Genomic DNA, 22,251 nt, shown 5'->3' on the forward strand with positions numbered 1-22,251 from the left:
GGCGGCATGAAGATCCTCATCAGCGCGGACATGGAAGGCGCCACCGGAGTGACCTGGCCGGCCGACGTGCTGCCGGGGACTCCGCAGTGGGAGCGCTGCCGGTCGATGTTCACCTCGGACGTGAACGCGGCGGCGCTCGGCTTCTACGACGGCGGCGCGGATGAGGTGCTGGTCAACGAGGCCCACTGGTCGATGCGCAATCTGCTGCTGGAGAATATGGACGAACGCGTTCAGATGCTGACCGGCAAGCACAAGTCGCTGTCCATGGTGGAGGGCATCCAGCACGGCGACGTGGACGCGGTGGCCTTCGTCGGCTACCACACCGGGGCCGGCACGGAGGGCGTCCTCGCCCACACCTACCTCGCCAACTCCATCACCGGCGTCTGGCTCAACGGCATCCGTGCCAGCGAGGGCCTGCTCAACGCACATGTCGCCGCCGAGTACGGCGTGCCCGTCGTCCTCGTCACCGGCGACGACCTGACCTGCGTGGACGCCGAGGGATACGCACCCGACGCCCGGAAGGTCGCCGTCAAGGACTACGTCTCGCGTTACGCGGCGGTGTGCCGCACCCCCGCCCGTACCGCCGCCGACATCAGGGCGGCGGCGAAAGCGGCCACCGTGCTCGCGGGCCGGCTGGAGCCCGTCACCGGCACCGCGTTCACCGTGGAGCTGGAGTTCGACGCCGAGCATCTGGCGGCCGCGGCCACGGTGGTCCCCGGCGTGGCGGCGAGCGGCGAGAGGCGCGTCGCGTACACCAGCGCGACGATGTACGAAGGAATTCGCACGTTCAAGGCGGTGACGACGATCGTGTCGGCCGCTGTGGAGGAACAGTATGGCTGAGGCCCCCGACCTGCTCGGACCCGTCGACCGGCAGGCGCTCGACGAAGTGGTGACGTTCACCTCCGAACTCATCCGCATCGACACCACCAACCGGGGCGGCGGCGACTGCCGGGAGCGCCCGGCCGCCGAGTACGTCGCCCAGCGGCTCGCCGACGCCGGAATCGAACCGACGCTGCTGGAGCGGACCCCCGGCCGTACCAACGTGGTCGCCCGGATCCCCGGCACCGACCCGTCGGCCGACGCGCTGCTCGTCCACGGCCACCTCGACGTGGTGCCCGCCGAGCCCGCCGACTGGACCGTGCACCCCTTCTCGGGCGAGGTCAGCGACGGCGTCGTGTGGGGGAGGGGCGCCGTCGACATGAAGAACATGGACGCGATGGTCCTCTCCGTCGTACGGGGCTGGGCCCGCGAGGGCTTCCGGCCCCGGCGCGACATCGTCATCGCCTACACCGCCGACGAGGAGGACAGCGCCGCCGACGGCTCCGGCTTCCTCGCCGAGCGGCACGCCGAGCTCTTCGAGGGCTGTACGGAGGGCATCAGCGAGTCCGGGGCCTTCACCTTCCACGCGGGCGACGGCCTCTCGCTCTACCCGATCGCGGCGGGCGAGCGCGGCACCGGCTGGCTGAAGCTGACCGCCGAGGGCCGGGCCGGGCACGGCTCCAAGGTCAACCGGGAGAACGCGGTGAGCACTCTGGCCGCCGCCGTCGCCCGGATCGGCGAGCACGAGTGGCCCATCCGCCTCACCCCGACCGTCCGGGCCGCGATCACCGAGATCGCCGCCCTGCACGGCATCACCGCCGACCTCGACGACCCCGGCTTCGACATCGCCCAGCTCCTCGGCAAGCTCGGCCCGGCCGCTTCGCTGGTCGAGAACACCGTCCGCAACAGCAGCAACCCGACGATGCTGGACGCCGGTTACAAGGTCAACGTCATCCCCGGCCACGCCGCCGCCTTCATCGACGGGCGCACGGTCCCCGGCGGCGACGACGAGTTCCGCGCGACCCTGGACCGGCTCACCGGCCCTTCCGTCTCCTGGGAGTTCTACCACCGCGAGACGGCCCTGACGGCCCCCGTCGACTCACCGACGTACGCCAAGCTGCGCGCCGCCGTCGAGCGGTTCGACCCGGACGCGCACACCGTCCCGTACTGCATGTCCGGCGGCACCGACGCCAAGCAGTTCTCCCGCCTCGGCATCACCGGCTACGGCTTCACCCCGCTGAAGCTGCCCGTCGGCTTCGACTACCAGCGGCTCTTCCACGGCGTCGACGAGCGCGTCCCCGTCGACGCCCTCCACTTCGGCGTCCGCGTCCTCGACCACTACCTGCGCACCGCCTGACCACCCGACCGTCCGACCGCCTGCCGACCGATCCGCGCCCCGGGGGGACCGACCTACGTGAACACCGTGCCAGCAGCGCCGTACGGAAGTTGGCCGTCGCCGATCGACGCGGCGCTCGCCGCCTCGCACGACGGCCGCCCCGACCACCTCGGCACCGTCGGGGACGAGGTGTGGTGGACCGAGCCGCGCCCCGCCGAGGGCGGCCGGCGCGCCCTGATGCGCCGCCGCGCCGACGGCACCACCGCCCCCGTTCTGCCCGCCCCCTGGAACGCCCGCAGCCGGGTGATCGAGTACGGCGGACAGCCCTGGGCCGGTACGGCGCGCGAGAACGGCGAACTCCTCGTGGTGTTCGTCAACTTCACCGATCAGCGGCTGTACGCCCATACCCCCGACGGGCCGGACGAGCCGTGGCCGCTCACCCCCGTCTCGGACGTCGGCGGCGGGCTGCGCTGGGTGGACCCGCAGGTGCGCCCGGAGCACGGGGCGGCGGGCGAAGTGTGGTGTGTGCTGGAGGAGTTCACCGGGCCCGCGCCCACCGACGTACGGCGGGTCGTCGCCGCCGTACCGCTGGACGGCTCGGCGGCCGAGGACCGTTCGGCGATCCGTGAACTCTCCGACGACCGGCACCGGTTCGTCACCGGCCCCCGGGTCTCCCACGACGGGCGGCGGGCGGCCTGGATCGCCTGGGACCACCCCCGGATGCCGTGGGACGGCACGGTGGTCATGCTGGCCGACATCACCGACACGGGCGCGTTCACCGGCGTACGGCCCCTCGTCGGCGACCTCGACGAATCGGTCTGCCAGGTGGAGTGGGACCGCGACGGCAGCCTGCTGTTCGTCTCCGACCTCGCCGACTGGTGGGAGCTCCAGCGCATCCGCCCCGACGCGGTGGCCGGCGGCGTGGTGCCCAGCAGCCGTCTTCTGCCGCCCCGGGGCGAGGAGTTCGGCGGGCCGCTGTGGAAGATCGGGCTGCGCTGGTTCCATCCGCTGGACAACGGACTGATCGCCGTCCTGCACGGCAAGGGCGGCAAACGGCTCGGCATCCTCGACCCGGAGACCGGCGAACTCGCCGACGCCCCGGGCCCCTGGACCTCCTGGTCCGACACGCTCGCCGTCCACGGCAGCCGGGTCGTCGGCATCGCCGCGAGCCCTCGCAGCGGCCCCGAGGTGGTCGAGCTGGACACCGCGACCGGGCGCGCCCGCACCATCGGCGCACCCCACCACGACGCCGTCGACCCGGCCTACTACCCGGTGCCCGAGGACCGCACCTTCACCGGCCCCGACGGCCGTGAGATCCACGCCCACATCTACCCGCCGCACAGCCCCGACCGCACCGGCCCCGAGGGCGAGAAGCCGCCGTACGTCGTCCGGGCGCACGGCGGGCCCACCGGCCACGCGCCGCTCGTCCTCGACCTGGAGATCGCCTACTTCACCTCGCGCGGCATCGGTGTGGCCGAGGTCAACTACGGCGGCTCCACCGGCTACGGCCGGGGCTACCGCGAACGGCTGCGCGGCCAGTGGGGCGTGGTCGACGTGGCCGACTGCGCGGCCGTCGCCTCGGCCCTGGTCGAGGAGGGCGCAGCCGACCCGGACCGGCTCGCGATCCGGGGCGGCAGCGCGGGCGGCTGGACCACGGCCGCCTCGCTGACCTCCACCGACCTGTACGCCTGCGGGGCGATCCTCTACCCGATCCTGGACCTCGAAGGGTGGGCCACGGACGAGACCCACGACTTCGAGTCGCGGTATCTGGAGTCGCTCGTCGGCCCGTTCGCCGAGGTGCCCGAGCGCTACCGCGAACGCTCCCCGCTCCACCGCACCGACCGGCTCAACACCCCGTTCGTGCTGCTCCAGGGCCTGGACGACGTGATCTGCCCGCCCGCCCAGAGCGAGCGGTTCCTCGCCGCCGTCGCCGGCCGGGACGTCGCCCACGCCTATATCGCCTTCGCGGGCGAGAGTCACGGCTTCCGGCGCGCGGACACCCTGGTCCGCGCATTGGAAGCGGAACTCTCCCTCTACGCGCAGACGTTCGGTATCGACCGGCCCGACGTCGAGCCCCTGGAGCTGACCACGTGACCCGTGGAGACCGGGCCCCGGCGGCCGAGGACCACAGCCCGGCGACCCCCCTCGCCCGGCCGCCCCGGCTGCGCCCCGGCTCCCGGGTCGCCGTCGTCGCGCCCAGCGGCCCCGTTCCGGCCGACCGGCTGGAGGAGGGTCTCGCCGTCCTGCGCGACTGGGGCCTCGAACCCGTCGTCGGCGCCCATGCCCGGGACACACACCCGGAGTTGGACCACCTCGCCGGGTTGGACGCGGACCGTGCGGCGGACCTCCAGGAGGCGTGGTGTGACCCGTCCGTGGACGCCGTGCTGTGCGCCCGGGGCGGCTACGGCGCGCACCGGATGGTCGACCTGGTCGACTGGGCGGCGATCCGGGCCGCCGGGCCCAAGGCGTTCGTCGGCTACAGCGACATCACCGTGCTGCACGAGGCGTTCGCCCTGCGGGCCGGGTTCTCGACCCTGCACGGGCCGATGGTCGCCACCGAGACGTTCCTCAAGGACGCGCCGACCCGCGAGCACCTGCGCGCCACGCTCTTCGCGCCGGAGACGGTCCGCACCCTCGGCCTGGAAACGGCCGGAACGCTGGTCCCCGGCCGGGCGCGGGGCGTCCTGTACGGCGGATGCGTCAGCCTGCTCGCCGCCGACAACGGCACCCCCGGAGGCCGGACTCACGGCCGGGGCGGGCTGCTGGTGATCGAGGACACGGGGGAGGAGCCCTACCGGCTCGACGGCATCCTCACCCGGCTGCTGCGGTCCGGAGCCCTGGACGCGGTCGCCGGAGTGGCCTGCGGCTCCTGGCAGGAGTGCGGACCGTACGAGAAGATCCGCGCCGTGCTCGTCGACCGGCTGGGCCCGCTGGGCATACCCGTGGTCGAGGAGCTGGGCTTCGGCCACGGCCCGACCGCGCTGACGATTCCGCTGGGCGTGTCCGCGGTGCTCGACGCACCGGCGGACGGCGGGCGTTGCACGCTCACCGTCGAGGCGCCCGCCCTGCGCTGAGCGCCCCTCTCCTCGGCCGCCCCACCCGAATCCGCCACCACGGGTGTGCCCGTACGACTGTCCGCGCGGGCATCCGGATGTGTGCATTCGCGCGCGGAACGTGAACTTCCGTCAAGAACCGCTGTCCGATGCGTTGACACGGCTATGAGCTGTGTCACAGCATGAGCGCGGCCCAATACTTACCGGTCGGTAAGGTGTCCTCGGTGTGGAGGTCTTCGTGTCAGGTGCTGTTTCCAGAGTGCGCGGCCCGCTCGTGGCGGTCGCCGGGGCGGCCCTCGTCGCCCCCCTCGTCCTCGCCGGCCCGGCCCATGCCGAGGCCGACCCGTACACCGTCACCCCGCTGACGTTCACCGTCGAGGCGGGCGACCGCACCTGCACGGTGGACGCCGATCTCTACCGGCCCGCCGGAGTCGACGCGGACCGCCCCGCCCCCGCCGTCCTCGCCACCAACGGCTTCGGCGGCAGCAAGTCCGACGGCTCCACCGACGCCATCGGCAAGGCCTTCGCCGAACGCGGCTACGTCGGACTCGTCTACTCCGGCCTCGGCTTCGGCAAGTCCGGCTGCCTGATCACCCTCGACGACCCCGGGATCGACGGAAAGGCCGCGACCGAACTCCTCGACTTCCTCGGGGGAGTTCGCGCGGCCGACGACGGGACCAAGGCCGACTACGTCACCCAGGACGCCGACGGCGACCCGCGCGTCGGCATGATCGGCGGCTCCTACGGCGGCGCGATCCAGCTGGCGACCGCCGCCGTCGACCCCCGCGTCGACGCCCTCGTCCCACTGATCACCTGGAACGACCTCGGCTACGCGCTCGCCCCCAACAACACCGGGGCCCGCACCGGCGTCACCTCCGACACCCCCGGCGTCTTCAAGTGGCAGTGGACCAACGGCTTCTACCTGATCGGTGAAGGCCAGCCGCTCCTCAACCCGAGCCTGGACCCGTCCCGGATCAACCGGCTGGACTGCCTGCACTTCGCCACCCGCGCCTGCGAGACCATCCGGCTACTCAACTCCGGCCGCTACCCCGCCGACAAGGCCGCGGACATGCTCGCCTACGCACGCAGCGTCTCGCCCGTCTCCTACCTCGACCGGGTCAAGGCCCCCACCCTCATCGTCCAGGGCCAGGCCGACAGCCTGTTCAACCTCAACGAGGCCACCGCCACCTACCGCACGCTCAAGGCGCAGGGCACCGAGACGAAGATGATCTGGCAGTCCTGGGGGCACAGCGGCGGCCAGGTGCCCGGCGAACTCGACCTGAGCCAGGGCAATCTGGAGACCAGCCACGTCGGACAGCGGGTCCTGGCCTGGTTCGACCGCTACCTCCAGAAGAAGACGGACACCGACACCGGACCCGCCTTCTCCTACTACCGCGACTGGCGGAGCGGCTACGGCTCGGCCGCCGACGTCCCCGCCCTCTCGCAGTCCCTGTACCTCTCCGGCGACGGCAAACTCGTCGACAATCGCTCCAAGGTGGCGCGCGGCAGCCGCCAGTACACCAACTGGCTCGTGCCCACCAGCCACTCCGAGAGCTCCATCGCCCCGCTGATCGGACTGCCCGACCCGAAGCCGTACGACATCAAGGGCACCTACCTCGGCTGGCGCAGCGAACCCCTCACCGCGCCCCTCGACGTCGTCGGCGCGCCGAAGGCCACCCTGAAGGTCGTCTCACCGAAGGCGGAGCGGGTCCAGAACAGCGGCGACGCCTCCGACAAGCTCGTCCTGTTCGCCAAGGTCTACGACATCGCGCCCGACGGCAGCCGGACGCTGGTGAACCGGCTCGTCTCGCCGGTCCGCGTCCCCGACGTCACCCGGCCCTTCACGGTGGAGCTGCCCGGCATCGTCCACCGGTACGAGAAGGGGCACCGTCTGGAGTTCGTGATCGCCGCCAGCGACACCGCGTACTTCGGCAACCGCGGCGTCAAGCCCGTCACCGTCGTCCACGCCCCCGAGGACACCGGCGTCCTGGAGCTCCCGGTGGTCCCGGCCGGCTGACGCCCGGCACCCCCGTTTCACCCGAACGGCCGTACAGCACCGCCCCCCGACCCCGGCAGCCGGACATGCTGGGACCCCGGGGGGCGGTCGCGTGCACGACGGCGGGCCGGACGGCGAGAAGCGAGCGGAAGGGCCGGACCATGAGCCCCAAGGGCGTATCGAGCGGCAGCGGGCGCGGCACGGGGTGGCTCACTCCGGGGCGCATCGTGGTCGCCGTGCTGATCGTGCTCGTCATCGTGTTCGTCTGCGTGAACACGAACAAGGTCACCATCCGGGTGCTGATCCCCGAGGTGACGATGCCCCTCTGGTTCGCCCTGCTGGCGATGTTCCTCATCGGCCTGGGCTGTGGCGGCTACCTCTTCCGCCGCCGGGGCAAGTGACGACGACCCCGCGCCCCGGCCTCGGGGACTCCCGCGAATCCGCTTGAGGACCGCGGGCCGGTGCGGCGAGAATGGGCCGCATGCGTACGGTCGTGGTCCTCGACGCCCCGTCCAACCTCGGACTGCGGCCCCCGGCCCCCGGCACCGTGCCGGGCGTCTACAAGCTGGCCGGCGCCCTGCGCGAACAGGGGATCCTGCGGCGGCTCGGGGCTCTGGAGGGCGGTGTCGTCGTCCCGCCGCGCTACGACCTGGGCGACTGGCAGGAGGGCGACGGGGTGTTCAACGCCGCCGCCATCGCCCGGTACACCCGCACCCTCGCCGACCGTATCGAAGGACACGTGCGGGCCGGGGAGTTCGCCCTGGTCCTCGGCGGGGACTGCTCCATCCAGCTCGGCGCCGCGCTCGCCCTGCGCCGCCTCGGCCGGTACGGGCTCGCCGCCGTCGACGGGTCCGCGGACTTCCGGCACGCCGGAAACAGCGACCGGATCGGCGCGGCGGGCGGCGAGGAGCTGGCCATCGCCACCGGCCGGGGGCAGCCGGACCTCAGCGACCTCGAAGGGCTCGGCCCCTACCTCAAGGACGAGGACGTCCGCCTCTTCGGCATGCGGGACGAGGACGAGGACCGGGCGGAGCTGACCGCCCTGAGGATCCCTCACGCGACCGTCGGCCAGATCCGCGAGTGGGGCCCGGACGTCCTGGCGCGGGCCGCCGTGGAGAGCCTGGAGACACCCGCTCTCGACGGCTACTGGGTCCATCTGGACGCCGACGTCCTCGACCCGGGCGTCATGCCCGCCGTCGACAGCCCCGACGACGGCGGCCTCCTCCCGCACGAACTCGCCCCGCTGCTGCGCACGCTCGTCTCCTCGCCGCGCTGCGTCGGGCTCAACGTCACCATCTACGACCCCGATCTCGACCCGGACGGCACCGCGGGCGCACTGCTCACCGACCTCGTCGTCGAAGCCCTCGCGGACGCCTGACGAGCCGGCCCCGACCGTACGGAGCTCCGGGCGGGCCCCGAGCGCGCGAAATCCGGCCGACGGGGCTCTGGTCCCCGCGGCCACCTGCGTGTTCCATGGTCACCGGGGGCGCCCGGACCTGCGGCGGCCCGCCGCGAGGGAACGAGGGTGCTTTGGCCACGACCGTACGACGTGCCGTACTGAACCTGCCCGCAGCACCGCTCGGACCGGAGAACCCGCTCCCACCGCTGCGCACGCCCGCGCCACCGCCCACGCTCGACCCCCGCGAACGGGTGGGCCTGCCCCGCGACATGGCCCGGCAACTGGGCCACCGGCCCCTGCGCACCGTCCTGCCCGCCCGGCTGCTCGACGGGTACGGGCGTGAGCGCACGCCCACCGGCGTCGACGCCGTCGTCATCGAGAACGACCGGCTGCGCGTCACCGTGCTGCCCGGACTCGGCGGCCGGATCCACTCCCTGCACCACAAGCCCACCGGCCGCGAACTGCTCCACCGCAACCCGGTCCTCCAACCCGCCGCCTTCGCCCTCAACGGGGCCTGGTTCGCCGGCGGGATCGAGTGGAACATCGGCGCCACCGGCCACACCACCCTGTCCTGCGCACCCCTGCACGCCGCGCTCGTGCCCGCACCCGACGGGGGCACGATGGTCCGGCTCTGGGAGTGGGAGCGGCTGCGCGACCTGCCCTTCCAGGTGGACCTCTGGCTCCCGGACGACTCCGACTTCCTGCACGTCGGCGTACGGATACGCAACCCGCACGAGCAGCCCGCACCGGTCTACTGGTGGTCCAACATCGCCGTCCCGGAGACCTCGGGCACCCGGGTGCTGGTCCCGGCCGAGGAGGCCTGGCACTTCGGCTACGACCACACCCTCACCCGGGTCGGCGTCCCGGAGACGGACGGCCTCGACCACACCTATCCGCTGCGCTCCGAGTACCCCGCCGACCACTTCTACGAGCTGCCCGAGGAGGCCCGCCGCTGGATCGCCGCGCTCGACGCGGACGGCCACGGACTCGCCCAGACCTCCACCGACCTGCTGCGCGGCCGCAAACTGTTCCGCTGGGGCCACGGGAAGGGCGGCCGCCGCTGGCAGGAGTGGCTGAGCGGGCCCGAGGGCGGCGGCTACGCGGAGATCCAGGCCGGTCTCGCCCGTACCCAGCTGGAGCACGTCCCGCTCGAACCGGGAGCCGCGTTCAGCTGGCTGGAGTCCTACGGTCCGCTGTCCGCCGACCCGGCCACCGTGCACGGCGGCGACTGGGCCGCCGCCACCGGTGAGGCCGCGGCGCGGTTGGAACAGGCGCTCCCGCGCGGCACGGTGGAGCAGGCGTACGCGGCGTGGCTGCCGTACGCCGACGCAGAACCGGGCGAGATGCTCGCCGCCGGCTCCGGCTGGGGCGCGCTGGAGGTGCTGCGGGCCGGCCACCGGCTGCCCGGCACGCCGTTCCCGCTCTCCACCATCGGTACACCGCAGGCCCCTTGGCGTGAACTGCTGGAGCACGGCACCCTGCCGCAGCCGGGCCCCGACGGCATACCCGGACCGACACCGGTCTCGCCGCCCTGGCGCGACATGCTGGAGACCGCCGACGCCGGCCCGCACACCGAGTACCACCTGGGCATCGCACAGTGGCACGCCGACGACCGGGCCCAGGCCGTCCGCAGCTGGGAACGCGGCCTGGAGTGCGAACCGGCGCCCCGCTGGCCGCTGCTGCGCTGCCTCGCCGTCGCCGCCGAGGAGAGCGGCAGGCCGGACCACGCCGCCGAGCTGTACACCGAGGCCTTCGCGGACCTCGGCGCTCCGGGAACGGGCGACCTCACGGCGTCGCCGGAGGGCGTCGCCCTCCTCGCCGCCCTGGCCCGCGAGACCGTCGAGGCACAGCTGTCCGCCGGCCGGCCCGGTGCGGCCCGGACCCTGCTGGCCGGACTTCCGGAGGAGATCCGCGACCGCGGACGCTTCCGGCTGCTCGACGCCCGGATCCTGGTTGCCGAGGGCGACACCGGGGCGGCCCGCGCGATCTTCGACGCCGGATTCGAGGTCGCCGACCTGAGCGAAGGGGCCGCAATCCTGGGCGAGTTGTGGGCGTCCGTCAGCGACGAGCCGCTGCCGGACGCCTACGACTTCCGGATGCGCCCGCCCCAGGAGTGATCGACGCGCCCCGGGCGGCCGGTCAGACGGTGACGTTGCGGTCCACGTACTCGAAGACCGAGCCGTCCGGGTGCAGCGCGATGAGGTTACGGCCGGCCGGGGTCGGCACCGGTCCCGCGATGACCCGCGCGCCCGCCCGGGTCAGCGCCGCGTTCGCCTCGTCGACGTCCTTGACAGCGATGGTCGCGCCCACCTTGCGCAGCACCTCCAGCTCCGACTCCGGCCCGCTCATCAACAGGAAGCAGCCGATCGCGGCCACCGACACCCCACCGCGCTCGAAGCGCAGGGCCGACGTGCCCGTCAGCCCCTCGTAGAAGGCCACCGAGGCCTCCAGGTCGTCGACGCAGATACGCAGCGTGGTTCCGAGGATCTCCATGCGTACGAGGGTAGTTGGCGGCCGCCACCGGTGTGATCGATTCCGGTCGGGCCGGGCCCCTCTTCCTCCCGCATCCCTCGTCACCTCACGCCCGGCACAGCACCTCGCCGTGCGGGACCAGGAACCAGCCGTCGCCCTCCTCGCCCCAGGAGCGCCACGCCCCGGCGATGGCCGTGAGCTGCTCGGTGCTCGCATGGCCACCGCGTACGGCCAGTTCGGCGTAGACCGAGTCCGTCGTACGGTCCGCCCACAGGCCGCTCCACCAGGCGCGGCTCTCCGGGGTGGCGAAACACCAGGCGCCCGCGGTCGGGGTGATGTCGGTGAACCCGGCCCGCCGCGCCCACGACAGGAGCCTGCGGCCGGCGTCGGGCTCGCCGCCGTTGCCGCGGGCCACCCGGCCGTACACCTCCTGCCACTCCTCGAGACCGGGCGCCTCCGGATACCAGGTCATCGCCGCGTAGTCGCTGTCGCGCACCGCGACCACACCGCCGGGCCGGCAGACGCGGCGCATCTCGCGCAGCGCCTGGACCGGGTCGCCCACATGCTGGAGCACCTGATGGGCGTGGACCACGTCGAACGAGTCGTCCGGGAAGTCCAGCGCGTGGACGTCGGCCACCGCGAACTCGACGTTCTCCAGCCCTCGTTCGGCCGCCACCGCGGCGGCCTGGCCGAGGATGTCGGTGCTGGTGTCCACCGCGGTGACCCGGCCCGGCGCGACCAGTGTGGCCAGATCGGCGGTGATGGTTCCGGGACCGCAGCCGACGTCCAGCACCGTCAGGCCGGGGCCGAGTTCGCCGAGGAGATACGCCGCCGAGTTGGCGGCGGTCCGCCAGCGGTGCGAGCGCAGGACCGACTCGTGGTGGCCGTGCGTGTACACGGCGGTCTCCTTCGGCATGGCGTACGTCCTCTCCCGAAACCTCGCGCCGATGGGCACGGCGACAGGAACCACCGTACGTCGTCATGTCGGATGATGAGATAGGCGTCTTGCTATGCGGACGATCGCTTCTGGTGGGTCAGACCGGCATCGGGCAGTAGACGGTCAGCGCCTCCGGCAGCTTGTCGATCAGCAACTCCGTTCCGGAGTGGGCCACTTCACCGTCGTACGCGTACGGCGTCCCCGGTGCGAGGCCGCCGATCCGCACCCGGCGCCGGCGCACCGCCGCATGGGCGGGGGAGCGGGTCAGCGGTCCCGCCACGGCCGCCGCCAGCAGGCGCAGCGCGGGCCCCCGGCCGCCGTGCACCACCCGGACGTCCAGCAGCCCGTCCGCCAGGTTGTGCCGGCGGCCCGGGGCGGGGCCCACCCGCTGGAAGAGCCCGTTGCCGACGAAGAGCAGCCACAACGGACGCCTGCGGCCCTGTAGTTCGGCCTCCAACGGTCGCTGTCCGCGCAGCACGTGGAACGCCGCGAGCACCCCCGCCGGCCAGCCGCCGATCCGGGGCGACCAGTGTTCCCGGGTGCGCACGAGGTCCGGATAGACGCCCAGCGAGAAGGCGTTGAGGAAGTAGCCGTCCGCCCCGTCCGCACCCTTGGGGCCCGGCCGGAAGCGGCCGAGGTCCACCCGGATCGCATCGCCCGCGGTGAGGGCGGCGGCGGTGTCGTGGACGGTCTCGATGCCCACGTCGTAGGCGAAGTGGTTGAGCGTGCCGCCGGGGAAGACCGCCAGCGGCATCCCGTGCGTCGCGGCCACGGAGGCCGCCAGGTTGACCGTGCCGTCGCCGCCGCAGACGCCCAGCGCGCGGCCCCGGCCCGCCGCCTTCTCCAGCGCGGCCGACAGCTCCTCGGGCGGCACCTCCACCACCTCCGCCGCGGGCAGCGCCTCGCGCACCAGCGAGGCGGTCGCGGTGGCCGTGCCCGACTCCTGGTTCACCACCACGACGAGGTCCTTCCCGGCGGGCAGCGCCGGGGCCTCACCGGGCGGGCGGCCGGGCGCGGGCAGCTGGCCCCGGGTGGGCACGACCCCACGCAGGGCGAACGCGGCGCCCACGCCGAGCGCCGCACCCGCCAGCACATCGCTCGGATAGTGGACGCCGGTGTAGACCCGGGAGGCGGCCACGGCCACCGCGACCGGGGCCACGACCGCGCCCCAGCCCCTGGACTCCAGGGCCACCCCGGTGGCGAAGGCGGCGGCCGACGCGGCGTGACCGGACGGGAAGGAGGTGGTGACCGGCTGCCGCTTGAGCTGCCGCACCACCGGCACCAGGTCCACTATCGGCCGCTCGCGGCGCACCGCGCCCTTGCCGACCGTGTTGATCGCCGCCGAGGCCACGGCGAGGGACGCCACTCCGCGCAGTGCCGCCCGCCGGGAGCGCGCACTGCTGCCGAGCGCCGCGATCCCGGCCGCCGCCCCGAACCAGAGCAGCCCGTGGTTGGCGCTCCGGCTCAGCCTGGGCAGCAGGGGATCGGCGCCCGGCCAGTGCCGGTCCGCGACGCTCCGGAAGACGGCCAGGTCCCGCCCTTGCAGCCAGCCGCGCACTCGGGCGGCGGCGGGGGCGGCGGATGAGGTTCTCGGTGTGGACATGGCTCAGCGAATACCCGGCCGGGCCGGGCTGAACCAGCAGGCGCGCTGAGACCCTGGCCACGTGGAGCCACCGACCGGCGGAACGGCCCACGCGGTGACGGCCCCGGCCCGGGTGCGCGATGTGAGCGGGCGGGCCGCCCGGAACCTCCGTATAAAGAAGCCAGAGAGGCCGTCATGCAGACGCCGTCGGCCCGGGGCCGGAGCCGGACGCGGCCCCGGCCCCGGTGGCCGGGCTGGCGGCCGTGGGCGCAGACGCGGAGCGACGAGCGGCGGAGGAGGCCCTGATGCGCGGGACCGAGGACACCGGCCGGCCCGGGAACCGGGCCCACGCGGAGGACCCGGCTCACGGGCAGGACGGGGCTCACGGGCAGGACCGGGTCCGTCGGTCGGGTGAGGAGGCCGCTCACGGGCAGGACCGGGTCCGTCGGTCGGGTGAGGAGGCCGCTCACGGGCAGGACCGGGTCCGTCGGTCGGGTGAGGAGGCCGCCCATGCGCAGGACCCGGCCCGTCGGCCGGGAGACCGGGCCGGCCACGCCCACGAGGACCACGGCCCCGTCCGCTACGGGCCGCCCGCCCCCGATCCCGGCCTCCCGGTCCTCCCCGAACTGGCCGCCGTGCTCGCCGCCGCCTCCGCCCGGACCCGCCCGGAGCCTCCCGGCGGCGGCCCGGTCCTGCGCGAGGCGGCCCGCGGTTACTGGGACCGGCGCGGGCTGCACGGTACGGCGGGCGGTATCGCCGCCGCCCCCGGCGCCCAGCCGCTCCTCCTGGCCCTGATCGGCGCGCACGGTGGCGACGTGCTGATGCCGCGGCCCTGCCCGGCCACCTGGATGCCGCAGGCCCGGCTGCTGGGGCGGCCCGCCTACCATGTGCCGACCCCGGCCGAGTGCGGCGGCGTGCCCGACCCGTACGCCCTGCTGGAGACCGTCCGCCGGGTCCGTGCCGAGGGCGGCAGGCCGAAGCTGCTGCTGCTGTGCGTCGTGGACGACCCCACCGCCACCGTCGCCCCGCCCGAGCTGGTCCGCGAGGCCTGCGAGGCGGCGGTCGGCGAAGGGCTGCACATCATCAGCGACGAGACCTGGCGCGACACCGTGCACCGGCCCCGCGACACCGTCCTGCTCAGCCCCGCCGAGATGTGCCCCGACGATGTCACGGTGATCACCGACCTGGCCGGAGCCCTCGCGCCCGCCGCCTGGCCGGTCGCCGTCGCCCGCTTCCCGGACACCGCCCGGGCCGCCGTCCGGCACGCCCGCACCCTGGACATCCTGACCGCACTCGGCGCACTCGTCGCCGGTCCGATCGCCCACGCGGCCGCCCACGCGCTGGGGGAGCCGGATTCCGTACGCGAGCGGATCCGGCGGGCCGCGGCGCTCCAGGCCGAGGTCGCCGCCGCCGCCCACCGCGCCGTCCTCGGCTCCGGCGCGCTGGCCCGCCCCCCGCAGGCGGGCCGCCACCTCTACGCCGACCTCGGCCCGCTGCGCTCCCGGCTGGCGGACCTGGGCGTCACGGACTCCATGGAGCTGGAGGAGTACCTCACCGACCGGCTCGGCGCACCGACCCCGGGCGGCCACCGCTTCGGGGACGAACTGGGCGCCCTGCGCGTACGCCTGGGCACCGGTCCGCTGCTGGGGGCCACACCGCAGCAGCAGACGGAGTCCCTCACCGCGGCGAAACCCCTGGAGCTCCCGCATGTGGCGCAGGCGCTGGACGGCTTCGCGGCGGTCTTCGGCGCGCTGCGCTGAGCCCGGCCGGGCCGGAGCCCGGCCGGGCCGGAGCACGGCCGCCGTGCGCGCCCGGGACAGCACGCCCGGGACAGCAGGGCCGGGACAGCGCGTCCGGGACAGCACGGCCGGGACAGCACGGCCGGGACAGCACGGCCGGGACAGCGCGGCCGGTGAGCGCAGCCGGTCGGCGCGGCTACGTGGACGCGGGGCCGAACCGCGACCGCAGCCTGCGCCACAGCGCCGGAGCCCCGCTGATCAGCAGCGTCAGAGCCACCGCCGCGACCACCCCCTGCCACGGCTCCGGGAACAGCGAACCGCCCAGGATCCCGATCAACTGGTACGTCGCCGCCCAGGCCAGACACGCCGGAACATCGCCCCGGGCGAACCGTCGCAACGGCATCCGGCCCAGCAGACACGCCAGCATCACCGGGATCCGCCCGGCCGGCACCAGCCGGGACAGCACCAGCACCGTCCCGCCGCGCTCGTCCAGCTTCGCCTGCGCCTGGGCCAGCCGCTCCGGCGCGGCCCGGCGGGTGATCGCCTCCAGCCACTTCGAGCCGTTCTTCGACCGGACGCCGCGCTGCCCCAGCCAGTACAGGCAGACGTCGCCGAGGAACGCGGCGGCCGACGCCACCACGAACACGAAGAGCAGGGCGAACGGCGACGTCTGGTGGAACGCCACCACCGCCGCCGTACTCACCAGCGCCCCTGTCGGCACCACGGGCACCAAGGACCCCAGCGCCACCAGGGCGAACAGCGTCGGGTACCCGACCGCCTGCTGGGTCGACTCGGTGGGCAGCTCCCGCACCACCTGCTGGATCTCCTGGATCACCGGCCGACCTCCGGACCGACCCGTTCGCCGTGCCCCAGCAGGTGCACCGTCACCTCGGGCGCGCGCTTCGCCGCGTGCCGCACGAACTCGTCGCCCGGCGCGTGGAACTCGTGCGGACGCACCCCGTCCAGACCGATCGGCCAGTACGTGCCGTAGTGCACCGGCACCGCGGAGCGCGGCGCGAGCCGGGTCAGCGCCTCGGCGGCGCGGGCCGGGTCGAGATGGCTGTGCCCCAGGTAGGGCCCCCAGCCGCCCACCGGCAGCAGCGCCACGTCCACCGGCCCCACCGCGTCGGCCATCCCGTCGAAGAGCCCGGTGTCCCCGGCGAAGTACGTCCGGGCCTCGCCCTCGACCACGTAACCGAGCGCGGGCGCGCGGTGCGGCCCGACCGGCAGCCGCCGCCCGTCGTGCAGCGCGGGCACCGCCCGCACCCGCACCTCGCCGACCCGCACCGTGTCGCCCGGCCTCACCTCGGTGATCCGCAGCTGCCGCATCCGCCGGAGCATCCGCAGCCCCGGCACGGCCGCCACCGCGCCGCTCGGCACGATCAGCCGGCTGCCGGGAGCCAGCCGCGCCAGCGACGGCAGATGCAGATGGTCGGAGTGGAGATGGGAGACCAGCACCACCTCGGCCTCGGCGGCCTGCGGCGGCGGCACCTCGCCCCGGCGGCGGCGCAGATGCGCGAAGCGCCGTACGAACAGGGGATCGGTCAGCACCCGCACCCCCGAGTCCTCGATCGTGCAGGTGGCATGACCCCACCAGGTGACCTCCACCGGCACGTCCGCCTCCTCGCTCGACCCCGCGGCCCCATGGACCTGGCTCCCCGGGACGCCGTGACCCCGTGTCCCGGCGCGGCCCGCGCCACCCGTGCCCGGGTGCGCTGCCGCTACGAGCCTATGCGCCCCCCGTACCGTCCCGCCGCCCCTCGGCCGGACCGCCCGGAAGCCGCTGACCGGGACCGACGCTGTGAAAAGCTGAAGAGCGGGCTCCGGACGACCGGGGCCGGGGCGGAGAGGGCGTGAGGTGGACCGGCGTGGGTGACGGGAAGTGGCGTACGGCGGGCAGAGCCCTGATGCGGGTGATCGCGGTCTGGGCGGTGTCCACCCTCACCATGCTCGCGCTCGCCGGCATCCTGCCCGACTTCCAGCTCCAGTCCGACGACGGCGACACCATCACCAAGACCGCCTTCACCGCGGCCTGGGGCGCGGGCGCGTTCGGCCTGCTCTCCGCACTGGTCTGGCCCGTCCTCGTACGGTCCCTGCTCATCGTGCCGGCGCTCGTCCTCGGCGCGCTGGTCTTCTTCCTCAACGGTTCGCTGCTGCTGATAGCGCTGCGACTCATCCCGGACGGACGCGGCGACGCCGCACCGGAGACCGCCGTCGTCGTCGCCGCCGTGATGTCCGCCGTGGCCTCCGCCACCTCCACCGCGCTCGCCGTCCGCGACGACGAGGCCTACCGCCGCCGGCTGTCCCGGCTCGCCGACCGGCGCCGCAGACGCGGCCGCTCCCCGCGCCCGCCGGAGCCCGGTCGCGACGGACCGCCCGGCACCGTCTTCCTCCAGCTCGACGGCGTCGGCCACGATGTCCTGGTGAAGGCCGCCGCCGACGGGCTGATGCCGACCGTCGCCGGCTGGCTCGCCGACTCCTCCGGACACCGCCTCACCCCCTGGCGCACCGACTGGTCCAGCCAGACCGGCGCCAGCCAGCTCGGCATCCTGCACGGCAGCAACCACGACGTGCCCGCGTTCCGCTGGTACGAGAAGGAGACCCGTACGGTCATGGTCTCCAGCCGTCCCGCGAGCGCCCTCGAAATGCAGCGCCGGGCCATCGCGCACACCCACGACGGAGGGCTGCTCACCGTCGACGGCGCGAGCCGCGGCAACCTCTTCAGCGGCGGCGCCGGACAGCTCGCCCTGGTCCTCTCCATGGCCGCCCGGCGCGGCAAGGGCCGCCGCTCCCGCGCCGGATACTTCGCCTACTTCTCCGACCCGGCCAACGCCACCCGTACCGCTCTCTCCTTCGTCGCCGAGGTCCTCCGCGAGATCGGCCAGTCGACCCGGGCCCGCGCCCGGAAGGTCACACCGCGGATCAAGCGCGGCGGGCTCTACCCCTTCATCCGCGCGTTCGCCACCGTCGTGGAGCGCGACGTGGTCGCCGCCGCCGTCCTCGGCGACATGTTCGCCGGACGCACCGTCGTCTACGCCGACCTCGTCGCCTACGACGAGGTCGCCCACCACTCCGGCCCGCACAGCCGCGACGCGGAGAAGGTCCTCGAACGCCTCGACCGCTCGCTCGCCCTGATCGCCAAGATCGCCGACCACACCCCGCGCGCCTACCGGATCGTGCTGCTGTCCGACCACGGCCAGAGCCCCGGGGAGACGTTCGCGGGGAAGTACGGGCTCACGCTCAAGGACCTCGTCCGGGCGGGCTGCGGGCTGCCCGTGCCGCGCCGCGCCCAGCGCACCCGCAGCGCATCCGAGGCCCGCGACGCGGTGCGGATCGCCCTGCACCGCCCGGTCGAGGACCAGGAGGCCGAGCACCCGGCCAAGCTCTCCGACCCGATCGTGCTGGCCTCCGGCAACCTCGGGCTGATCTCCTTCCCCGACATCGAGGGCCGCGCCTCCCGCGAACAGATCGAGCGCCGCCACCCGGCGCTGCTCTCCACGCTCGCCAACCACCCGGGCATCGGCTTCCTCCTCGTACGCAGTGAGGACCACGGTTCCGTGGTGCTCGGGCCCGGCGGGGCCGAGGTTCCCGTCACCGAACTGGCGGACGGCGAGGGCCCGCTTGCGGACTTCGGCGTCGGGGCGGCCGCCGCCGTACGGCGCACCGACACCTTCCCGCACGTCGCCGACGTCATGGTCAACTCCATGTACGACCCGGCCACCGGCACCGTGCACGCCTTCGAGGAGCAGATCGGTTCGCACGGCGGCCTCGGCGGCGAACAGTCCCGGCCGTTCCTGCTCTGGCCGCGCGGACTGACCGACCCGCTCGACATCGTGGCCGCCGAGACCGCGGAGGGCGCGCCCGAGCCGCCGGGCGGCGGGCTGGTGGGGGCCGAGGCGGTGCACCGGGTGCTGACCCGCTGGCTCCAGGAGTCCTCCGGCCCCCAGGTGCCGGTCCGGGCCGAGGGCTTCGCCGGGGCCGACCTGGCGGACGAGCCGTTCCCGGCCAGGGCTCCGGTGCCGAGGACTCCCGTTCCGGAGGCCCCTGTTCCGGACGCGCCGGAGCCGGAGGCCTGACTCAGGCCGACTGCCGCCGTACGAGCGTCGGCGGGAAGAGCACGGAGGGCGAGGGGCCGCTCGGCTCGCCGATCTGCTTCAGCAGCAGCCGGGCCATCTCCGCGGCCATCTCCTCCACCGGCTGCCGGACTGTGGTCAGCGGCGGGTCGCAGGCGGCCGCCGCGCTGCTGTCGTCGAAGCCGACCACCGCCACATCGGACGGCACATCGCGCCCGGCCCGGAGCAGCACCGGGAGCGCGCCCAGCGCCATCAGGTCGGAGGCGATGAACACCCCGTCCAGGTCGGGGCGGTCCGCCAGCAGCCTGCGCATGGCCGCGGCCCCGCCCAGATGCGTGAAGTCGCCCTCGGCGCAGGCCACGTCCTCGATGCCGTGCGCGGCGACGGCCTCCAGGAAACCGGTCAGCCGGACCTGCCCGGCGGGCATGTCCTGCGGACCCGAGATGGTGCCGATGCGCCGCCGACCCAGCGCGGCCAGATGGTCGGCCGCCAGCCGCGCCCCGGCGTGCTGGTCCACCTCCACATAGGCCAGCGGGGACGGCTTGTGCGGACGGCCCGCGAGGACGGCGGGCATCCGGGTCTCCTGGAGCAGCCCGGGCAGCGGATCGTCGGCGTGCGTGGTGATCAGCACGACCCCGTCGACATGGCCGTGGCGCAGATAGGAGAGCAGCTGGGTCCGGGAGGCCTCGTCGTCGGCCAGCATCACGACCATCTGGATCCCGGCCGGGCGCAGCACCTCCAGCAGCCCGCTGACGACCCGCCCGAAGTACGGGTCGGAGAACATCCGGCCGACGAACGGCTCGGACAGCGGCCGCCGTTCCCGCTCGGAGACCACCAGGGCCACCGAGTCCGTCCGCCGGGTCACCAGCGAGCGCGCCGCCCGGTTCGGCACATAGCCGGTGGTCGCCACCGCCTCCTCGACCACGGTGCGCAGGGCGGGGTCCACCGTGGTCGCCCCGTTGATCACCCGGGACACCGTCGCCCGTGACACACCGGCCACGGCCGCCACGTCCTCCAAGGTCGCGGGGCGTACGGGCTGCGGCACTTCGGCTGTCATGGAGCCCTTTATACCCGCAGGCCGGCCGCCCCGTTCAGCCGAGGGCCCGCTCCGCGCCCGGCAGTCGTGCCAGCTCGGCGAGGAAGGTCTCGCGCGCCGTCACGAGGGCGCGGGCCAGCTCGCGGGCGTCGGCCCGGCCGCCCGCGGTGATCTCGGAACGCGACACCTGCGCGGACTGGCGCAGATGGTCCCCGATCCGGGCGAGGACGAGCCGGTCGAACGCGGGCCCCTCGGCGGCGCGGGCCGCCGCCAGGTCCCGCTCGGTCACCATGCCGGGCATGTCGTGCCCCGCGTGCACATCGGTCAGGGGCAGCCCCATCCGGGTCAACAGGGGCCTGAGGCGATCGAGTTCGGCCTCCTGTCCGGTGCGCAGCCGGACCGCGAAGGCGCGTAGCCGGGGTTCGGTCGCGCGGTCGGCGGCGAGCGTCAGCAGCTTCACCGCCTGCTGGTTCATCGGCGTCATCAGCTGGACCCAGCCGACGTCGGTGGGGGAGGCGGACCCGGTGGCGGACGGCGGGGTGGACTTCCGTACCTCTGCTGGACGGGGCGCGGAATCCGCCGCCGTACGGGGAGCGGAGTCCGCCGACGAGCAGCCGGCCGCGCCGGTGAGGACCAGCACGCCCAGCAGGCCGAGGACGGCGGCCCGGTGGCGGAGCGGCGGGAGGTTCATGCGGTTCATGAGGTGTCCTCGTACGGTGGGGGAGGGCGCCCGCCCCGGAGCCGGGGCCCCGGAGCGGACGCGGTGCGCACGGAGTTGACGGACGATCAGGGTTTGCCGTCGAAACCGCACTTGACGATCGCGTTGATGCAGTCGCGGACGCGCTGCGCCATCTCCTCCTCCGGCCATACGTTGAAGAAGTCGCCGTGCATGGTGTAGCCGGGCCCGGACGCCAGCCGGAAGCGGGCCGGGTCGCCGTTCACCGGGTAGCGCAGCACCTGCCGGAGCTTGGGCACCGGCACCGGGTGGCTGGACGGGCAGCCCCCGGCCACCGGGTAGGCCATGTGGCTCTTGTGGTCGGCCGAGTCGAGATCCGTACCGTTCCAGCACTGCGGGAAGTCCAGGTAGGACTCCATCATCGTGCCGGGCGGACAGTTCACGAAGTCCGTCGAGGGGTTGACCTCACCGGCGTGCAGGCACGACCAGCGGGCGATCGTGTTGTCCTGCGGGCCGGTCGCCTTCGCGTTGCCCGCCACGATGCGCAGGCCCCGGGGGAAGGGCTGGATCTGCCGGATGACGTCGTCGCTGACCCCTTCGCCGAGGTAGTAGAAGGTGGTCCCGGTGGGCTCCACCTCCCGGTCGCCGTCGTAGAGGGTGGGCACCCAGTACGACGACAGGTCGGTGTCGGGGGAGCACGAGGTGCGGCCCTGCTCCAGCGAGGCCAGGTCGGAACCGGCGTGCGTGGTGTCGTTGCCGAAGAAGCTGTGCATGTGGGAGGCGCCCGGCAGCCCGGGGAAGACGATCGGGTCGTCGGGGGCCCGGTGGGTGTACGGGCATTCCGCGAGGAACTCGGCCACCCGCACCACATCCGCGGCGGCCTTCGGAGCGGCTTCCGCGGCGGCCCGGTCGGCCGCCGCGTTGCCCACGTTGGCCTGGAGGAAGGAGAGGGCGAGGGCCGCGGCGGCGAGCCCGGCGATTCTGTACCGCCAGGGCGGCAGGGAGCGTTGGCGGCGGTGGTCGGGGTTGCGTCGATGACGGAAGAGCACGGCACTCCTTCGGGACGTGGGGGGATGGGGGGATTCCTTGATCATGAGAGAGAGCGCTCTCTCGGAGGAACGTAGGATTGCCTT

General features: G+C 74.1%; 18 protein-coding genes. 10 read left to right on the plus strand and 8 right to left on the minus strand.

The genetic code is table 11. The annotated features are described in order from the left end of the window. Window positions 1–6 precede the first annotated feature (6 nt). From G3I54_RS34635 to G3I54_RS34670, 8 genes are all read left to right on the plus strand, one after another. A complete protein-coding gene (locus tag G3I54_RS34635; protein WP_164620778.1) occupies window positions 7–840 on the plus strand; it encodes a M55 family metallopeptidase in 834 nt (277 codons plus the stop codon). Beyond that, entirely contained in the window at window positions 833–2,176 is a 1,344-nt protein-coding gene (locus tag G3I54_RS34640; RefSeq protein WP_164620780.1) for a M20/M25/M40 family metallo-hydrolase, read from the plus strand. Before G3I54_RS34635 ends, G3I54_RS34640 begins: the two co-directional genes overlap by 8 nt. Before the next feature lie 57 nt (window positions 2,177–2,233). Next, a complete protein-coding gene (locus tag G3I54_RS34645) occupies window positions 2,234–4,249 on the plus strand; it encodes a prolyl oligopeptidase family serine peptidase (protein ID WP_164620782.1) in 2,016 nt (671 codons plus the stop codon). Then, a complete protein-coding gene (locus tag G3I54_RS34650; RefSeq protein WP_164620784.1) occupies window positions 4,246–5,229 on the plus strand; it encodes an LD-carboxypeptidase in 984 nt (327 codons plus the stop codon). Before G3I54_RS34645 ends, G3I54_RS34650 begins: the two co-directional genes overlap by 4 nt. A 238-nt stretch (window positions 5,230–5,467) precedes the next feature. After that, window positions 5,468–7,225 carry a CocE/NonD family hydrolase gene (locus G3I54_RS34655; RefSeq protein ID WP_164620786.1) on the plus strand — a complete coding sequence of 586 codons (1,758 nt, stop codon included), beginning with the start codon at window positions 5,468–5,470 and terminating at the stop codon, window positions 7,223–7,225. 140 nt (window positions 7,226–7,365) lie between these two features. Beyond that, the gene (locus G3I54_RS34660) at window positions 7,366–7,605 is read left to right on the plus strand and encodes a LapA family protein (RefSeq protein ID WP_164620788.1); all 240 of its coding nucleotides are present in this window, start codon (window positions 7,366–7,368) and stop codon (window positions 7,603–7,605) included. Between the two features lie 80 nt (window positions 7,606–7,685). After that, entirely contained in the window at window positions 7,686–8,582 is an 897-nt protein-coding gene (locus G3I54_RS34665; protein WP_164620790.1) for an arginase family protein, read from the plus strand. A gap of 152 nt (window positions 8,583–8,734) precedes the next feature. After that, on the plus strand, window positions 8,735–10,720 hold the full coding sequence (locus G3I54_RS34670; RefSeq protein ID WP_164620791.1) for a DUF5107 domain-containing protein: 1,986 nt from the start codon (window positions 8,735–8,737) through the stop codon (window positions 10,718–10,720). Between the two features lie 22 nt (window positions 10,721–10,742). Here G3I54_RS34670 and G3I54_RS34675 read toward each other — a convergent pair whose 3' ends face one another. The 3 genes from G3I54_RS34675 to G3I54_RS34685 all read right to left on the minus strand — a co-directional run bounded on the left by G3I54_RS34675 (window position 10,743) and on the right by G3I54_RS34685 (window position 13,615). Beyond that, complete coding sequence (locus tag G3I54_RS34675; protein ID WP_030588922.1) at window positions 10,743–11,096, minus strand: VOC family protein; 354 nt, start codon at window positions 11,094–11,096, stop codon at window positions 10,743–10,745. Window positions 11,097–11,181: 85 nt separating this feature from the next. Continuing rightward, window positions 11,182–11,991, minus strand: coding sequence for a methyltransferase domain-containing protein (locus tag G3I54_RS34680; protein ID WP_164620793.1), 810 nt, complete (start codon window positions 11,989–11,991; stop codon window positions 11,182–11,184). Window positions 11,992–12,109: 118 nt separating this feature from the next. After that, the gene (locus G3I54_RS34685) at window positions 12,110–13,615 is read right to left on the minus strand and encodes a bifunctional phosphatase PAP2/diacylglycerol kinase family protein (protein WP_164620795.1); all 1,506 of its coding nucleotides are present in this window, start codon (window positions 13,613–13,615) and stop codon (window positions 12,110–12,112) included. Between the two features lie 284 nt (window positions 13,616–13,899). Between G3I54_RS34685 and G3I54_RS34690 the strand changes: the two genes are divergently transcribed. Then, window positions 13,900–15,354, plus strand: coding sequence for an aminotransferase class I/II-fold pyridoxal phosphate-dependent enzyme (locus G3I54_RS34690; RefSeq protein ID WP_239144721.1), 1,455 nt, complete (start codon window positions 13,900–13,902; stop codon window positions 15,352–15,354). Between the two features lie 175 nt (window positions 15,355–15,529). On the opposite strand, the gene G3I54_RS34695 is transcribed toward G3I54_RS34690, so the two are convergent. Next, window positions 15,530–16,168, minus strand: a complete 639-nt coding sequence (locus tag G3I54_RS34695) for a VTT domain-containing protein (protein ID WP_164620797.1) — start codon at window positions 16,166–16,168, stop codon at window positions 15,530–15,532. Beyond that, the gene (locus tag G3I54_RS34700) at window positions 16,165–16,947 is read right to left on the minus strand and encodes an MBL fold metallo-hydrolase (protein WP_164620799.1); all 783 of its coding nucleotides are present in this window, start codon (window positions 16,945–16,947) and stop codon (window positions 16,165–16,167) included. Before G3I54_RS34700 ends, G3I54_RS34695 begins: the two co-directional genes overlap by 4 nt. A 254-nt stretch (window positions 16,948–17,201) precedes the next feature. Here G3I54_RS34700 and G3I54_RS34705 point away from each other — a divergent pair, with 254 nt between their 5' ends. Beyond that, window positions 17,202–19,409, plus strand: coding sequence for a phage holin family protein (locus G3I54_RS34705; RefSeq protein ID WP_164620801.1), 2,208 nt, complete (start codon window positions 17,202–17,204; stop codon window positions 19,407–19,409). A gap of 1 nt (window position 19,410) precedes the next feature. Here the strand turns inward: G3I54_RS34705 and G3I54_RS34710 are convergent, their stop codons facing one another. The 3 genes from G3I54_RS34710 to G3I54_RS34720 form a co-directional block, all read right to left on the minus strand. Next, window positions 19,411–20,463: a LacI family DNA-binding transcriptional regulator gene (locus tag G3I54_RS34710; RefSeq protein WP_164620803.1), complete on the minus strand. Its 1,053-nt coding sequence runs from the start codon at window positions 20,461–20,463 to the stop codon at window positions 19,411–19,413. A gap of 34 nt (window positions 20,464–20,497) precedes the next feature. Beyond that, window positions 20,498–21,142 (minus strand): DUF305 domain-containing protein, encoded by a 645-nt coding sequence (locus G3I54_RS34715; RefSeq protein WP_164620804.1) that lies wholly within the window; start codon window positions 21,140–21,142, stop codon window positions 20,498–20,500. An 86-nt stretch (window positions 21,143–21,228) separates the two neighbouring features. Beyond that, window positions 21,229–22,167, minus strand: coding sequence for a DUF1996 domain-containing protein (locus G3I54_RS34720; RefSeq protein WP_164620806.1), 939 nt, complete (start codon window positions 22,165–22,167; stop codon window positions 21,229–21,231). Window positions 22,168–22,251: the final 84 nt, after the last annotated feature.

Origin of the sequence: Streptomyces sp. SID14515 (genome assembly GCF_010548505.1) — a bacterium.
GTDB classification, from domain to species: domain Bacteria; phylum Actinomycetota; class Actinomycetes; order Streptomycetales; family Streptomycetaceae; genus Streptomyces; species Streptomyces caviscabies.

What these genes read in the sequence shown, in the direction of transcription:
- G3I54_RS34635 (WP_164620778.1), top strand. Translation starts at nt 7, where the DNA reads ATGAAGATCCTCATCAGCGCGGACATGGAAGGCGCCACCGGAGTGACC.
- G3I54_RS34640 (WP_164620780.1), top strand. Translation starts at nt 833, where the DNA reads ATGGCTGAGGCCCCCGACCTGCTCGGACCCGTCGACCGGCAGGCGCTC.
- G3I54_RS34660 (WP_164620788.1), top strand. Translation starts at nt 7,366, where the DNA reads ATGAGCCCCAAGGGCGTATCGAGCGGCAGCGGGCGCGGCACGGGGTGG.
- G3I54_RS34665 (WP_164620790.1), top strand. Translation starts at nt 7,686, where the DNA reads ATGCGTACGGTCGTGGTCCTCGACGCCCCGTCCAACCTCGGACTGCGG.
- G3I54_RS34675 (WP_030588922.1), bottom strand. Translation starts at nt 11,096, where the DNA reads ATGGAGATCCTCGGAACCACGCTGCGTATCTGCGTCGACGACCTGGAG.
- G3I54_RS34680 (WP_164620793.1), bottom strand. Translation starts at nt 11,991, where the DNA reads ATGCCGAAGGAGACCGCCGTGTACACGCACGGCCACCACGAGTCGGTC.
- G3I54_RS34685 (WP_164620795.1), bottom strand. Translation starts at nt 13,615, where the DNA reads ATGTCCACACCGAGAACCTCATCCGCCGCCCCCGCCGCCGCCCGAGTG.
- G3I54_RS34690 (WP_239144721.1), top strand. Translation starts at nt 13,900, where the DNA reads ATGCGCGGGACCGAGGACACCGGCCGGCCCGGGAACCGGGCCCACGCG.
- G3I54_RS34710 (WP_164620803.1), bottom strand. Translation starts at nt 20,463, where the DNA reads ATGACAGCCGAAGTGCCGCAGCCCGTACGCCCCGCGACCTTGGAGGAC.
- G3I54_RS34715 (WP_164620804.1), bottom strand. Translation starts at nt 21,142, where the DNA reads ATGAACCGCATGAACCTCCCGCCGCTCCGCCACCGGGCCGCCGTCCTC.